The sequence below is a fragment of the Amycolatopsis pretoriensis genome, from assembly GCF_900107925.1.
GTDB classification, from domain to species: Bacteria; Actinomycetota; Actinomycetes; order Mycobacteriales; family Pseudonocardiaceae; genus Amycolatopsis; species Amycolatopsis pretoriensis.
The window spans coordinates 24,993-37,975 of sequence record NZ_FNUJ01000003.1; the positions used below are offsets into that span (position 1 = coordinate 24,993).

Genomic DNA, 12,983 nt, shown 5'->3' on the forward strand with positions numbered 1-12,983 from the left:
GCTCGCGCCGGCCGGACCCGCCCCCTCGACGGGTCCGGCCCCGATTTCGCGACCGGCCTAATCCTTTCCCCCGTCCGGCGCGTGGGGTAGGCGGCAGAGCGGTCGTGTCCGGATCCGGCCGGGCCCGCTCGCGCTGCCGGAAGGGGACACGGGATGCTCGAAGGGCTGCTCACACCCGGCGCGGGCGCGCTGTACGACACGATGGTGCGCACCGGGCCGCTGGCGCTGGACGACCCGCGGGCCGAGAGCCCGGAGATGCGGGAGCTGTTCGACCGCGGGTTCGTGCGCCGCGACTACCGCGAAGACCCGGTGATCGCGCCGATGGAGCCGGTGCGCGCGGTCGACCACGCGATCCTGGGCGCGCAGCAGCAGCTGCTGGAGCAGCAGCGGCAGATCGTCGCGGCGCGCCAGCAGCTCGACGTGCTGCAGGCGGTGTACCGGGCGGCGAACGGCGCGGGCGGCGACTCGGCCGTCGAAGTGCTGACGGACCCGCGGCGCATCGGCTCGCTGTCGCTGGAGCTCTGCCTGTCCGCGCGCGAGGAGTTCCTGACGTTCACGACGCACCACTTCAAGCGCAAGCCGGACGCGGGCACGGTGATGCGCCTGCCCGAGGCGGTGACCGAGCGAGGGGTGGCGTTGCGCAACGTGTACGAGCGCGCGGCCCTGGAGTTCGAGGGGGCGAAGGAGGTGGTCGACGCGAGCGTCAAGGCGGGCTGGACCATGCGGGTGGCCTCCGAGCTGCCGATGAAGATGGTGATCGCCGACCGCCATTCGGCGCTGGTGCCCCTGGACCCGAGCGGCATGGAGGGCGCGCTGTTCATCCGCAGCCCGACGATCGTGGCGGCGCTGCGGATGCTGTTCGAGCTGGTGTGGAGCCAGGCGGTGGCGGTCCACGGCCCGGCATCCCGGCCCCGGCACGGATTGACGCCGACGCAGGCGAAGGTGCTGGACTTGCTGGCGACGGGGATGACGGACGGGGCCATCGCACGCCATTTGGACGTGAGCGAGAGGACGGTCCGCCGGCACGTACAGGGGTTGCTGGAGGCGTTGCAGGCGGACAACCGCGTGGCGGCGGTCTTCGCGGCGACCCGGCTGGGCTGGCTGGGCTGAGCCGGCACGGTCCCCGCGGCTGGCCCGGCTGGGCTGAGCCCGAGCGCCCCAATGTGGCCTTGGTTGCGTCAGACGCACCGAAGGCCACATTGGGTGCGTCTCACGCACCGAAGGCCACATTGGGGCGCTCTTGCCCGGCACCTCAGCCGGGCCGGATCGCACCGGGTTGGCCGACCCGCGATCCCACCCAAGGTCCGGCGGATCCGACCTGACCGGCGCCGAACCACCGCCGATCAGCCGCGCCCGCCCACTCCCGCCGCGGCTACTCCAGCTTCTTGCACTCCGGCGGCCCGCCGGTCCAGATCCAGACGCACACCTCTCCCGGCGGACGGTACGTCGGGTCGCCGTTGCCCGTCGCGGCCGCCGCCGCGGGTGCGCACAGCGTGCCGATCGCCGCCGCCGCGGCCAGTCCCGCCAGCGCTCGCTTGATCATGGTCCTTCTCCCAAAAGAAGTGCTCTTCATCCGCAGCCAACCTAAGACCCGAGCCCCGCGCACCGGCAGGGGCGGGTTCGGCCACTGTCCGCTTCCGGCCACCGGCGAACCGGCCGAAACCGGACGTTGGCCGCCCCCGACCGGTGCGCGAGACCCTGCTCCGCCCCTACCGTCGAGCCATGGGTGAGGACACGCGCTGGTGGGCCGAAGAAGGGGCGCGTCCCCGGCCGGAGCCCGCCGGCTGGTGGCCCGAAGCCGACACCCTGCACTGGGTGCGGATCCCCGACGAACCCGACTAGACCGGGTCGTACGCGCGCACCGCGTCGAGGTACTCGGCGATCGCGTCGCGGTTGCGCAGCAGGCACTCCGCCCGCCGCGCCATGCGGTCGCGTTCCTCCTCGAGCGTCGCGATCATCTCGGGAGTCGCGTCCGGGAAGTAGATCGCGCGGGGCTTGTCGAGGCAGGGCAGGATCTGTTTGATGATCCTCGTGGGCAGCCCGGCGTCGAGCAGCCCGCGGACCTGGATCACCCGGTCGACCGTCGGCTCGTCGTAGTCGCGGTACCCGTTCGCCCCGCGGGCGGCGATGATCAGGCCCTGCTCCTCGTAGTACCGCAGCAGCCGCCGGGACGTCCCCGTCCGCTCCGCGAGCTCGCCGATCCGCATGTGCGCCACCTCACGTAGACCTTCACACGTATGTGAAGGTTCGAGCATAGCGGCATGACGAGCACCGAAGTCCGCCGACAGACCCCCGCCCTCCTCGCCCTGACCACCGCCGCGTTCGTCACCGTGCTCACCGAGGCGCTGCCCGCCGGCGTGCTGCCCGGCATGAGCGCCGGCCTCGGCGTCGGCGAATCCGCGGCCGGCCAGGCCGTGACGGTCTACGCCCTCGGCACGGCCCTCACCGCGATCCCGCTCGCCGCGGCCACCGCGGCCTGGTCCCGCAAGCGCTTGCTGCTGGCCGGGGTGGCCGGGTTCGCCGTCGCCAACACCGTGACGGCGCTGTCCGCGAACTACCCCGTCACCATGGTCGCGCGGTTCGTCGCCGGGGTGGCCGCGGGCGTCGTCTGGGCGCTGCTGGCCGGGTACGCCCGGCGGCTCGCGCCCGAAAACCAGGGCAAGGCGATCGCGCTCGTCATGGCGGGCATCCCGCTGGCGCTGTCGCTCGGCATCCCGGCCGGGACGTTCCTCGGCGGCCTGCTCGGCTGGCGCTCGGCGTTCGGCGTCATGTCCGCGATCGCCGTGGCGCTGCTCCCCTGGATCGTCCTCAAGGTCCCGGACCAGCCGGGACGGACCGGCGCCCGGACACCGGTGCTGCGCACGCTGGCCGTGCCCGGCGTCGCCCCCGTGCTGGCCGTGACGCTGGTGTTCGTGCTGGCCCACACCGTGCTCTACACCTACGTCGCCGCGTTCCTCGGCCACGCCGGGATGGGCGACGCGGTGGACGTCGTCCTGCTCGTCTTCGGCATCGCGTCGATGGCCGGCATCTGGGTCGTCGGCGCGCGGATCGACCGGGCGCTGCGCACCCTGACCGTCCTGAGCACGATCCTGGTCGGCGTCGCCGCGACGATCCTGGCGACCGCGTCGGGCAGCCCGGCGCTGGTCTACGCCGCCGTCACGCTGTGGGGCCTCGGCTGGGGCGGCGTCCCGACGCTCCTGCAGACCGCGGCGGGCAACGCGGGCGGCGACGCGGCGGACAACGCGCAGGCCATGCTCGTGACGCTGTGGAACGCGGCGATGGCCGCGGGCGGCGTGCTCGGCGGCGTCCTGCTCGACGCGGCCGGTCCCGCGTCTTTCCCCTGGACGCTCCTGCTGCTCCTGCTGCCGGTCCTCGCCGTGGTGCTCGGCGCCCGGCGGCACGGCTTCCCGGCGGCGTCCTGAATGGACGAAGGGCCCGGGCGGGTTCGCGCCCGGGCCCTCCAGCTGGTGTTTCAGCAGCGGCCGGCGATGGCCCGCAGCAGTTCCGCGTTCGCGGTGTCACCCGAGAGCTCCCAGGCGAACATCCCGCCGAGCCCCTGCGACTTCGCGTACCCGGCCTTCGCCGACGCCGTCTCCGGCGTGTCGTAGCTCCACCACTGCGAACCGCACTTCGCGTACGCCGTACCGGCGACCTTGCCGTTGGCCGGACACGTCGTCTTCAGGACCTTGTAGTCCTCGACGCCGGCTTCGTACGTGCCCGGGGCGGGCCCGGTGGCGGTGCCGCCGGGCTGCTTCTGCGTCACGCCGTCCCAGCCGCGGCCGTAGAACCCGAGACCCAGCAACATCTTCGACGACGGAACGCCCTGGTGACGCAGCTTCTGGATCGCCGCGTCGGCGTAGTACCCGGCGTGCGGAATGCCCGGGTAGGACCGCAGCGGCGAGTGCGGCGCGGTGGGCCCGGTCGGCTGGCCGCCCGCGACGAAGTAGTCGTAGGTCATCACGTTGTACCAGTCGAGGTACCGGCTCGCGCTGCCGTAGTCGGTGGCGTCGATCTTGCCGCCCTTCGAGCCGTCCGCGGTGATCGCGGCGGTGACGAGCTGGCGCCCGAACTTCGCCCGCAGCGCCTTGACCAGCGTCGTGAACGCCTTCGGCCCGCTGGTGTCGCAGGTGTCGCCGCAGGCGTTCGGGTACTCCCAGTCGATGTCGATGCCGTCGAAGACGCCCGCCCAGCGCGGGTCGTTGACCAGGTTGTAGCAGGACTCGGCGAAGGCCTCCGGGTTCTTGGCCGCCTCCGGGAAGCCGGCCGACCAGGTCCAGCCGCCGAACGACCACAGCACCTTCAGCTTCGGGTGCAGCTTCTTCAGCTCGAGGATCTGGTTGAAGCTGCCGTGCAGCGTGCCGCTGTCGGCCTGGCCGTTGACGCTCATGGTCGCGTCGTAGGGCATGTCGTGGTCGGCCCACGGGTCGCCGACGGCGCACCCGCCGCCCGTGACGTTGCCGAACGCGTAGTTGATGTGGGTCAGCTTCGCGGCCGAACCCGACGTCTCGATGTCCTTGACGTGGTAGTTGCGGGCGTAGACGTCCCAATCGGCGAAGTAGGCCATCACCTTGCCCGAAGGCTGGCTCGCTTCGGCGGACGGCGCCACGACGCCGGCGGCGGCCAGCGCCAGTGCGGCGACGGCGACGCTCTTTCTCATGCGGAGCACGACTTTCCCTTCCGGCCTGCGGACTGGGTGGCGCGCTGAGGCTAACAGGTCCAGACCACTGCGGACCAGGGCGAAACGTTGTGGTCAAAGGTTTCGCGATGACACCGCAGCCCGGCGCGAATTCACGGCGTGGCATGATCGGCCGATGACCGAGTTCGGCTGCGCCCGCTGCTCCGGCGAAGACGCCCTCACCGCGCTGGCCTTCTGCACGACCCGCCTGCGCGAAACCCACCGCCTGGTCGAACAGTCCCACTTCGGCATCTCGCTGCGCGAATGTCCGGAGTGCCGCCAGGGGTTCGCCGCGATCTTCACCGAGTTCGTCGACTTCTCCGGCGGCGAGGACGCGCAGTACTTCGACTTCGTGCCGCTCACCCCCGCCGAGGTGACATCGTTGGCAGCGCAGGGTTCCCGCGTCGACCTCGTGCGCCTGGGCGCGCTCGGCAGCCTCCGGCGGCGGCTGTCGTCGAGCTGGCCGACCGGGGCGGAGAAGCAGATCGGCTGGCGGACCGACCCGCTTTCGGTGCGCGAAGGCCACTGAGCGGCCGGCCGGAGGATCGCCGCGGCCGAGCGGTCGACGTCCGCTTCCGTCGTCGTCCGGCCGGACACCGAAATCCGCAGGTATCGGCGGGCGCGCCAGCTGGTTCCGCCGAGCCGGCAGGTCCCGACGAGGTGGCGCACCGTCGACGGTGGCGTGCCGCTCCTCGCTCGCGACGACGCAGACGCGCGGCGCCCCCGGCAAGCCCGCCATGGCGTCCAGCCCGGGCTCGGCGGCTCGCGCGAGTTCTTCGAGGACGGTCGCGGCCGGTGTCGGAGCGTCGCGGAGCTACCAGCGGGCGGTCGCCGAGCCGGCGCGGGCCAGGAGATCACGCAGTTCGTCCACGACGTGACCGCAAGCCCGAAGTGACGTGCGCCGGAGCCGGGAACAATCGCGGGCCGTGCGGCGTAGCGTCCTGGTATGGAGACCCCGCTGAGCACCGACCGGCTCGTGATCCGGGACTGGACGGTTGACGACGCCGAGGCCGCGTACGGCATCTACGGCGCGGAAGACGTCACGCACTGGCTGACCCCGGCCATGGAGCGCGTCGGCGACATCGGCGCGATGCGCTCGGTGCTGGCCGCCTGGCAGGAGGTGCAGCCGAACCTGCCGCCGCCGCGGGGGCGCTGGGCTGTCGAGCGCAAGGAGGACGGCGTCGTGATCGGCGGGCTCGGCATCCGGCTGCTGCCGCCGTTCGAAGAGGACCTCGAGCTCAGCTGGCAGCTCGCCCCCGGTGTCTGGGGCCAGGGCTACGCGTCGGAGGCGGCGACCGCGCTGATCGAGTGGGCGTTCACCCAGGACACCGAGGAGCTCTTCGCCGTCGCGCGGCCGAACAACACGCGCGCGATCGCCGTCGCCAAACGGCTCGGCATGCAGTGGGTCGGCGAGACCGAGAAGTACTACAACCTGCGGCTGCAGGTGTACCGGATCCGGCACACCGACCTCATCGGCTGACCGGCTCCAGCAGGAAGACGCGGATTTCGCGGTCGCCGGCGCGCACGGCGTAGCGGTCGTACGCCGGCCAGTACAACGCGACCGCGTCCCACATCTCCTGCCGCTCGTCGCCGGTCAGGAGCCGGCCGGTGACCTCGACGGTCCGGCCGGCGATCGCGACCGCCGCCTTCGGCTGGGCCAGCAGGTTCGCCGACCACGCCGGGTGCGCCTCGCCGCCCCAGTTCGAGCCGATGACGACGTACCCGCCGCCGCGCTCGACGTACAGCAGCGGCACCTGCCGGGGTTCGCCGCTGCGCCGGCCGACCGTGGTCAGCAGCAGCGTCCGCAGCCCGACGGCCGCGCCGACCCCGACCCGGCCCCCGGTGACGCGCAGCAGCACCCGGTCGGCGGGCACGAGCGCCCGTCCGAGCACCGCGAACGCCCTGCTCTTGCCGAACCCGGCGAAGACACCTCGCAAACCAGCCACGGCGAAACCCTAGCGGTCACCAGCTCGACGGAGGCGGGGGCGGCACGACCGGCGGCCGGTCGTCGCAGGTGATCGTGTTCGGCAGGAGCCACGGCGCGAGCCAGCCGTCGTTGCCGCCGAGGTCGGTCAGCGCGAACTCCGACCCCGTCGGCGGGAAGTTGAACGACCCGCAGTTGTTGACGGCGACCGCGCCGACACCCCGCGCGGCCACGTTCCGGAACGACGCCGCCCCGGCCGACCGGGCGCTCACCACCGACGTTCCCGTCCCGTCGACGCGCAGGTCCGCGAACCGCAGCCCGGTGATCGAGTACTCGTCCTTCACCGGGAAGTCACTGACCAGCATGATCGCGTTGTAGGTGGAGTCGAGGAAGTGGTCGCCGGTCACCGAGATGTCCGCGGCGATGTCCTTTTCCAGCGCGTAGAACCAGATCGCGCCGAGCCCGATCTTCCAGTTCAGCTCGAACGTCCCGGCCCGGACGGTCGTGTTGTCCGCGATCCGCAGGCTGCCCGCGAACGGCTCCGCGCCGAACCGCGAGCCCACCTGGATGGCGCTGCCCTCGCGGATCGGGTCGGCGATCAGGTTTCCCGAGACGACGTTGTCCACGCCGCCGTAGAGCGCGATCCCGTTGGCCAGCACGGGTGTCTGGACGGTGTTGTGGTCGAACGTGTTCCGCGCGTCCTGCGCCTTCTCCGACCACATGGCCAGTCCGTCGTCGCCGGTGTTGCGCACGAAGTTGTTCGCCACCACCGAGTCCGTCACTCCCGTGTGGAAGTTCAGGCCGTCGGCGATCTGGTCGACGATGACGTTGTTCGTGATCCGCGTGCCCGACATCGGTCCGTCGAACCACAGGCCGACCTTGGTGTGGTGCAGGTACAGGGAGTCCACAGTGGAGTCGTCGAGCGCGCCGCCGATCGCGTTGACCTGGTCGGTGTCGACGCGTTCCCGGACGTCGCCCTCGATCGCGAAGCCGGAGAGGTGGACGTCGTGGCTGCCCTCGGCCTTGCCGTAAATGCCGACACCGTGGCCCTTGACGATCGTGTACCAGCTGCCCGCGCCTTCGATCGTGACGTCGTCGACGATGACGTGCCGGTCGACGCGGTAGGTGCCGGGCGGCAGGTAGACCTTGAGGTGCGCGCGCCGCGCGAAGGCGATGGCCCGGTCCAGGGCGGCGGCCGAGTCGCGGCGGCCGGTCGGGTCGGCGCCGAAGAGCAGCGCGTTGGCGGCGAAGGGAAGCACGCGCGGTGGCGCGACGAGCTCGGAGTCGAGGAGGTCGACGACCGTCCACCCGGCACCCGCCGACGCGGTGAGCCGCACCCGGTCCCCCGCCCGGTACGAACGGCCGAGCAGGAGCCGCTGTTCGTCGTAGAAGTGGGTGGGGCGGAACGGTTTCGCGATCACCGGCGCGGGCGTGGTCGCCGCCGGCACGCACGAGCACTCGGTGATCCACCAGTCCGGGTGCAGCAGGTCCGCGTCCGGGTCGTTGCTGAACGGGTACTGGTTGTACAGCCAGGAATACTGCGAGGTCAGCGTCATCCGCTGGCGGTGAGCGCCGTTCACGGTGACGTCGAGCGGCGCGGTGATCCCGCCGCCGCGCGGGGCGTCCGGGATGCTGTAGCGGACGGTGATCGCGTTCGCCGCGGCCGGCAGCGTGAACTCGACGTACTGCCCGGGCGCCAGCTTCACGGCTCGCCGGCCGGACGCCTCCGACGGCAGCGTGTAGGCCGAGCGGTCGGGCCCGATCACGACACCGTCGGTGCGCGCGTTCTCCGCCTCCTGTTCCAGGAAGCCGACACCGGCACCGCGCCCGGCGACCAGCGCGGGGTCGAGCGCCGCCCGCGTCACGACCGGCCGGTCGGCGGCGGCCGCGGGCGCGGCCACCGACACGAGAGCGGTGACCGCGACGAGCGCGGCTCCGAAGGTGCGTCGCGACATCCAGGGCCTCGTTTCGCCGGAGAGGACTGCGGCGGAAGATTAAGTCACCCTCGCGGATCAAACAAGACTTTGCCCTGAACTTGCAAGAAGAAGTCGATTCCTTGCGAAAGCCGACCGTCTGGCAAGGTTGGGCGGATGACGCGTCCCGAAACCGCCGCCGAAGTGTTCGACGCCCTCGGCACCGACTACGAACACGCCTTCCGGAACCTGGCCGAGCAGCGGGCCGCGCTCACCGCGCTGGCCGAGCGGCTGCCGGCGGGCGCGACCGTGCTCGACCTCGGCTCCGGCACCGGCCGCCCGGCCGCGGCCGCGCTCGCCGCGGCCGGCTGCGCCGTGACCGGGTACGACGTCGCGCCGAAGATGGTCGAGATCGCGCGCGCCCAGGTGCCCGCGGCGCGGTTCGAGGTCGGCGACATGCGCGAACTGACCTTCGAGGACGGCTCGTGGGACGCGATCACGGCGTTCTTCTCGATGCTGCAGCTCCCCCGCGCCGACCAGGAGACGATGCTCGGCCGGCTGGCGGCGTGGCTGAAGCCCGGCGGCCTGCTCGTCTTCGCGACCGTCCCCGCCGACGTGGACGGCGTCGACATCGTCTTCATGGGACACCCGGTCCGCGCGAGCAGCTTCACCGCCGAGGTGCTGAAGGAAAAGCTCGTCGCCGCCGGGCTGGAGATCGTTCGTGAAGAAGAGGCGGTGTTCGTCCCGGACCACCCCGAAGCCGGGCCCGAACCGCACGTCTACCTCACCGCGCGCCGCCGTTGATGAGTCGATCGTGGCGTCAACCCCTCACCGGGCCGATCACCCGGTGGACATGAATTTTGCTCAAGTTCGTGCATGTCCCGGGCCGGGGACCCGAGCTAAAGTGAGGGATGGGCATCGAAGCTCCGGCCAGGCCGGTACCTCGCGAACACCGCGAGCTGGTGCGAGAGATGCTGGCCAGACTGCCCGAATTCGCCGACCGGCTCGCCCAGCTCCTGAGTGAAGAGGACGAGTTCTACCGGCAGGTCGACCACGTCGCGCCGGACGAGCTGCGGCAGGTCTGCCACGCCAACCTCGAACGCGCGCTGTCCGCACTGGCCGAAGGCCGCGGCCTGGCGCTCGACGCCGCCCGCAAGACCGGGCTCGTCCAGGCGCGGCAGGGCATACCGCTGCCCGCGGTGCTGCGCGCGTTCCGGATCGGCGGCACCTTCGTCTACGAAGCACTGCTGGAACTGGCCGGCCCGGAGTTCCTCAACCCCACCCGCACGATCGAGATCAACTCCTACGTCTGGAAGGCGATCGACCTCTATTCGGACGCGCTGACGACGGCGTACGAGCAGGTGGCGGCCGAGCCGTCGCACGCGAACGTGCGGTTGCTCGACGACCTCCTGCGCGGTCGGCTCGCGACTCAGGCCGACATGGAGGCCGCCGCTCGCGAGCTGGGCCTGCCGACGGCGGGGATGTTCGTCGCGGTGGTGACCGAGCGCGTCGAGCCCGACGAGCACGACACGGTCGAGGCCCTGCTGCGGGCGCGCCGCTGGCGCTCGGCGTGGCGGCCGGGCGGCGAAGCGGGCCTGGTGGCGATCGACCGCATCGAGGACGTCCGGCGGCTGCGGGAAGTGCTGGCGTCGCTGCCGGTGGCGGCCGGGATGAGCAAGCCGTTCAGCGGTTTCCCCGACGTCCCGGACGCGCTGCACCGGGCCAGGATCGCCCGCCGCTCGCTGCCCTCGGGGACGGCGGGCGTGGTGGTGTTCGGCGACTCCCCGGTGACGACGCTGGTCGCGGCGGCGCCCGGGATGGCCCGCGACGTCGTGCGGTCGGCTTTGACGGGGGTGCTCGCACTGCCGGACGCGGAGCGCAAGGTCCTGCTGGACACGCTGCTCGCGTGGTTCGCCGGCCACGGCTCGGCGAAGGAGGCCGCGGACCGGTTGTTCGTGCACCCCAACACGGTCCGGTACCGGCTGCGGCGGGTGCAGGACCTGACGAAGCGGGATCTGACCGACCCCGTCGACATCGGGGAGCTGTACGTGGCGCTGGAGTCGGTCCGTCTCGATCCCGACTAGACCGATTGACTTTCGATAGATATCGAGCGATAGTCGTCGCATGATTTCCGAGAAGTGGGCCGTTCGCGCGCTCAGAGTGTTCCTCGTCGTGCTGTTCGGCGTCCTCGTCGTGTTCCAGACGCTGTCGCTGCCCGGCGGGATCGCCTACCACACGCAGCAGAACCCGCACGACGCTCCGCTGCGCTGGCCGCTGACCGCCATCGCGGTGTTCCTCGTGCTGTGCGTGCAGGTGGTGCTCGTCGCGACCTGGCAGCTGCTGACGCTGGTCAAGAAGGACCGGATCTTCACGACGGCGTCGCTGAAGTGGGTCGACGCGATCGTCTGGGCCATCGGCGCGGCGTGGCTGGTCTTCGTCGGCATGCTGCTGTTCGTCGGCTTCAACGCGGACGACCCGGGGATGCCGATGCTGCTGTTCCTGGTGACCGTCGGGATCACCGTGCTCGGCCTGCTGATGGTGGTCATGCGCGCCCTGCTTCGGCAGGCCACTACGCTGCGGTCCGACATGGAAGCGGTCATCTGATGGCGATCGTCGTGCGCATCGACGTCGAACTGGCGAAGCGCAAGATGAGCGTCGGGGAGTTCGCGGAGAAGGTCGGGCTGACGCCGGCCAACGTGGCGGTGCTGAAGAACGGACGCGCGAAGGCGGTCCGGTTCAGCACGCTGGAGGCGATGTGCCGGGTCCTCGGCTGCCAGCCCGGCGACCTGCTGGAGTGGGTGGAGGAGTAGCTCGTGCTCGACGGCCTCGGCCGGTGGTGGCGCCGTCGCGGCGGCACGTGGTGGTGGGCGATCGCCGTCATCGTCGTACCCGTCGCGCTGGTCACCGCGGCCGCGATCACGCTGCTCCTGCTGTTCGTCGGCGGCGGCACCCCCTCGGACCGGATCGAGCTGATCAAGACCGGGCTGACGGTCGGCGCGGGCACCGGCGGCGTCGTCGCGCTGGTGCTCACCGGCCGCCGGCAGCGGACCACCGAGCACGACGCCGCCGAGCGGCGCCTCACCGACCTCTACCTGAAGGCGATCGAGCAGCTCGGGTCCGACAAGGCGGCCGTCCGACATGGCGGCTGCTACGCACTCGAACGCGTCGCGCAGGACAACCCCGGGCACCGGCAGACGGTGGTCAACGTGCTGTGCGCGTACCTGCGGACGCCGTACACCGAACCGGCTCCGGCTCGGGGCGGCGTCCGGCGGCCGCTGGTGACCCGGCGCGGCCTCCGCCCGCCGGCAGCGCTGCCCGCGGGCGACGCGCGGCAGGAACGCGAAGTCCGGCTCACCGTCCAGCGGGTGCTCACCGATCACCTGAATCCAGGCAAGAACCCGAAGCACCCCGAACCGACGTTCTGGCCGGACATCGCCCTCGACCTGACCGGTGCCACGCTGGTCGAGTTCGACTTCATCGGCTGCCGGGTCGGCGCCGCGGACTTCACCGGCGCGACGTTCGCCGGACGGGCTTGGTTCGACTACGCGCACTTCGCCGAGGGCGCCGGGTTCGAGGGGGCGACATTCACCTCCGAGGCCAAGTTCGCCGGCGCCGTCTTCGGCGGCAGCGCCTGGTTCGAGGACACGACTTTCGCCGGCGAAGCCCGGTTCCACGGGGCGCGGTTCGAAGGGTCCGCGGTGTTCTGGCGGAGCCGGTTCGCCGGCCCGGCGGCTTTCGACCTCGCGGAGTTCGCCGAGAAACCCGACTTCGGCACCGCGACCTTCGCCGAGCCGGCCACGTTCGACGGCTAAGCCGCGTCCGCCTCGACCAACCGGGCCAGTTCCAGCAACGTCCCCTCGAAACCCGGACCCGCGGTGAGCGCCACCGTGAGCGGGCCCCCGCGCCGGCCCGTGCCCACCGGGAGCGTCACCGCGGGTTCCGTCCACTGCGGACAGTCCACCGCGGCCGAGACCACCACGTCCGGGTGGTGGCGGCCGCCGGCGTCGAGGTCGAGGACCACGTTGCCGTGCAGGGAAAGCAGCGCCGCCACGTCCGCGACCGCGTCGCGCAGCTCGCGGTCGGCGATCGAGTCGGAGTGCGCGCCGATCGCCGCGGGGGACGGCTCGCCGCCGAGTCTCGGCACGATCACGCCGAGGTCGCCGAGCGTGCAGGCCAGCGGCCGGATGCCGGGCACGCCGGCCAGCGGGTCGGTCAGCGTGATCCCCGCGCTCGCGGCCGCCGCCACGATCCGGGCCCGCCAGCGCGCGGTGGCCGCGATGGCGACCATCGAAGGGTCCTGGGGCAAAAGGGATTCTCTCCTTTGCGGTCCGGCGCGGCGGAGTGAGGATCGTCCGATGGTGGGCCCGTGCCCGTTGTGCCCGGGAACAAACTTGTTTGGTCGCTTGGTCCGAACGGCCGCGCACATGCGACCTTCCGGTGGCACCGGGTGTCTGTGACCGCCGGTCACACT

General features: G+C 71.8%; 15 protein-coding genes. 9 read left to right on the top strand and 6 right to left on the bottom strand.

What is annotated here, in order from left to right; translation table 11 throughout:
• The first annotated feature begins 153 nt into the window (after positions 1-153).
• Positions 154-1,110, top strand: a complete 957-nt coding sequence (locus tag BLV96_RS12540; protein WP_086673190.1) for a LuxR C-terminal-related transcriptional regulator — start codon at positions 154-156, stop codon at positions 1,108-1,110.
• Positions 1,111-1,372: 262 nt separating this feature from the next.
• Here BLV96_RS12540 and BLV96_RS49820 read toward each other — a convergent pair whose 3' ends face one another.
• Positions 1,373-1,543, bottom strand: a complete 171-nt coding sequence (locus BLV96_RS49820; RefSeq protein WP_158104074.1) for a hypothetical protein — start codon at positions 1,541-1,543, stop codon at positions 1,373-1,375.
• Positions 1,544-1,838: 295 nt separating this feature from the next.
• On the bottom strand, positions 1,839-2,207 hold the full coding sequence (locus BLV96_RS12545) for a MerR family transcriptional regulator (protein WP_086673192.1): 369 nt from the start codon (positions 2,205-2,207) through the stop codon (positions 1,839-1,841).
• A gap of 54 nt (positions 2,208-2,261) precedes the next feature.
• Here BLV96_RS12545 and BLV96_RS12550 point away from each other — a divergent pair, with 54 nt between their 5' ends.
• Positions 2,262-3,422 carry an MFS transporter gene (locus BLV96_RS12550; RefSeq protein ID WP_086673194.1) on the top strand — a complete coding sequence of 387 codons (1,161 nt, stop codon included), beginning with the start codon at positions 2,262-2,264 and terminating at the stop codon, positions 3,420-3,422.
• 50 nt (positions 3,423-3,472) lie between these two features.
• Here the strand turns inward: BLV96_RS12550 and BLV96_RS12555 are convergent, their stop codons facing one another.
• A complete protein-coding gene (locus tag BLV96_RS12555; protein ID WP_208608242.1) occupies positions 3,473-4,657 on the bottom strand; it encodes a glycoside hydrolase family 18 protein in 1,185 nt (394 codons plus the stop codon).
• A gap of 154 nt (positions 4,658-4,811) precedes the next feature.
• On the opposite strand from BLV96_RS12555, the gene BLV96_RS12560 reads away from it, so the two are divergent.
• Both BLV96_RS12560 and BLV96_RS12570 read left to right on the top strand, forming a co-directional pair.
• On the top strand, positions 4,812-5,204 hold the full coding sequence (locus tag BLV96_RS12560; protein WP_086673198.1) for a hypothetical protein: 393 nt from the start codon (positions 4,812-4,814) through the stop codon (positions 5,202-5,204).
• Between the two features lie 417 nt (positions 5,205-5,621).
• Positions 5,622-6,155, top strand: a complete 534-nt coding sequence (locus BLV96_RS12570) for a GNAT family N-acetyltransferase (RefSeq protein ID WP_086673202.1) — start codon at positions 5,622-5,624, stop codon at positions 6,153-6,155.
• Here the strand turns inward: BLV96_RS12570 and BLV96_RS12575 are convergent.
• Both BLV96_RS12575 and BLV96_RS12580 read right to left on the bottom strand, forming a co-directional pair.
• Positions 6,145-6,612 carry a nitroreductase family deazaflavin-dependent oxidoreductase gene (locus BLV96_RS12575; RefSeq protein ID WP_167379626.1) on the bottom strand — a complete coding sequence of 156 codons (468 nt, stop codon included), beginning with the start codon at positions 6,610-6,612 and terminating at the stop codon, positions 6,145-6,147. The genes BLV96_RS12570 and BLV96_RS12575 overlap by 11 nt on opposite strands.
• Before the next feature lie 25 nt (positions 6,613-6,637).
• Complete coding sequence (locus BLV96_RS12580; protein WP_086673205.1) at positions 6,638-8,554, bottom strand: glycosyl hydrolase family 28-related protein; 1,917 nt, start codon at positions 8,552-8,554, stop codon at positions 6,638-6,640.
• A gap of 135 nt (positions 8,555-8,689) precedes the next feature.
• On the opposite strand from BLV96_RS12580, the gene BLV96_RS12585 reads away from it, so the two are divergent.
• The 5 genes from BLV96_RS12585 to BLV96_RS12605 all read left to right on the top strand — a co-directional run bounded on the left by BLV96_RS12585 (position 8,690) and on the right by BLV96_RS12605 (position 12,324).
• Positions 8,690-9,316 (top strand): class I SAM-dependent methyltransferase, encoded by a 627-nt coding sequence (locus tag BLV96_RS12585; protein ID WP_086673207.1) that lies wholly within the window; start codon positions 8,690-8,692, stop codon positions 9,314-9,316.
• Between the two features lie 107 nt (positions 9,317-9,423).
• Positions 9,424-10,596 carry a PucR family transcriptional regulator gene (locus BLV96_RS12590; RefSeq protein ID WP_086673208.1) on the top strand — a complete coding sequence of 391 codons (1,173 nt, stop codon included), beginning with the start codon at positions 9,424-9,426 and terminating at the stop codon, positions 10,594-10,596.
• Positions 10,597-10,636: 40 nt separating this feature from the next.
• Positions 10,637-11,116, top strand: coding sequence for a DUF2975 domain-containing protein (locus BLV96_RS12595; protein WP_086673210.1), 480 nt, complete (start codon positions 10,637-10,639; stop codon positions 11,114-11,116).
• A complete protein-coding gene (locus BLV96_RS12600; RefSeq protein ID WP_086673211.1) occupies positions 11,116-11,322 on the top strand; it encodes a helix-turn-helix domain-containing protein in 207 nt (68 codons plus the stop codon). The genes BLV96_RS12595 and BLV96_RS12600 overlap by 1 nt, the downstream gene beginning before the upstream one ends.
• 3 nt (positions 11,323-11,325) lie before the next feature.
• Positions 11,326-12,324 carry a pentapeptide repeat-containing protein gene (locus BLV96_RS12605; RefSeq protein ID WP_086673213.1) on the top strand — a complete coding sequence of 333 codons (999 nt, stop codon included), beginning with the start codon at positions 11,326-11,328 and terminating at the stop codon, positions 12,322-12,324.
• On the opposite strand, the gene BLV96_RS12610 is transcribed toward BLV96_RS12605, so the two are convergent.
• Positions 12,321-12,800: a hypothetical protein gene (locus BLV96_RS12610; RefSeq protein WP_086673214.1), complete on the bottom strand. Its 480-nt coding sequence runs from the start codon at positions 12,798-12,800 to the stop codon at positions 12,321-12,323. The two genes, BLV96_RS12605 and BLV96_RS12610, sit on opposite strands and share 4 nt — an antisense overlap.
• Positions 12,801-12,983 lie beyond the last annotated feature (183 nt).

Bases quoted from the DNA above. Each gene is read 5' to 3' on its own strand.
- BLV96_RS12540 (WP_086673190.1), top strand. From the start codon at position 154: ATGCTCGAAGGGCTGCTCACACCCGGCGCGGGCGCGCTGTACGACACG.
- BLV96_RS49820 (WP_158104074.1), bottom strand. From the start codon at position 1,543: ATGATCAAGCGAGCGCTGGCGGGACTGGCCGCGGCGGCGGCGATCGGC.
- BLV96_RS12545 (WP_086673192.1), bottom strand. From the start codon at position 2,207: ATGCGGATCGGCGAGCTCGCGGAGCGGACGGGGACGTCCCGGCGGCTG.
- BLV96_RS12550 (WP_086673194.1), top strand. From the start codon at position 2,262: ATGACGAGCACCGAAGTCCGCCGACAGACCCCCGCCCTCCTCGCCCTG.
- BLV96_RS12555 (WP_208608242.1), bottom strand. From the start codon at position 4,657: ATGAGAAAGAGCGTCGCCGTCGCCGCACTGGCGCTGGCCGCCGCCGGC.
- BLV96_RS12560 (WP_086673198.1), top strand. From the start codon at position 4,812: ATGACCGAGTTCGGCTGCGCCCGCTGCTCCGGCGAAGACGCCCTCACC.
- BLV96_RS12570 (WP_086673202.1), top strand. From the start codon at position 5,622: ATGGAGACCCCGCTGAGCACCGACCGGCTCGTGATCCGGGACTGGACG.
- BLV96_RS12580 (WP_086673205.1), bottom strand. From the start codon at position 8,554: ATGTCGCGACGCACCTTCGGAGCCGCGCTCGTCGCGGTCACCGCTCTC.
- BLV96_RS12585 (WP_086673207.1), top strand. From the start codon at position 8,690: ATGACGCGTCCCGAAACCGCCGCCGAAGTGTTCGACGCCCTCGGCACC.
- BLV96_RS12590 (WP_086673208.1), top strand. From the start codon at position 9,424: ATGGGCATCGAAGCTCCGGCCAGGCCGGTACCTCGCGAACACCGCGAG.
- BLV96_RS12595 (WP_086673210.1), top strand. From the start codon at position 10,637: ATGATTTCCGAGAAGTGGGCCGTTCGCGCGCTCAGAGTGTTCCTCGTC.
- BLV96_RS12600 (WP_086673211.1), top strand. From the start codon at position 11,116: ATGGCGATCGTCGTGCGCATCGACGTCGAACTGGCGAAGCGCAAGATG.
- BLV96_RS12610 (WP_086673214.1), bottom strand. From the start codon at position 12,800: ATGGTCGCCATCGCGGCCACCGCGCGCTGGCGGGCCCGGATCGTGGCG.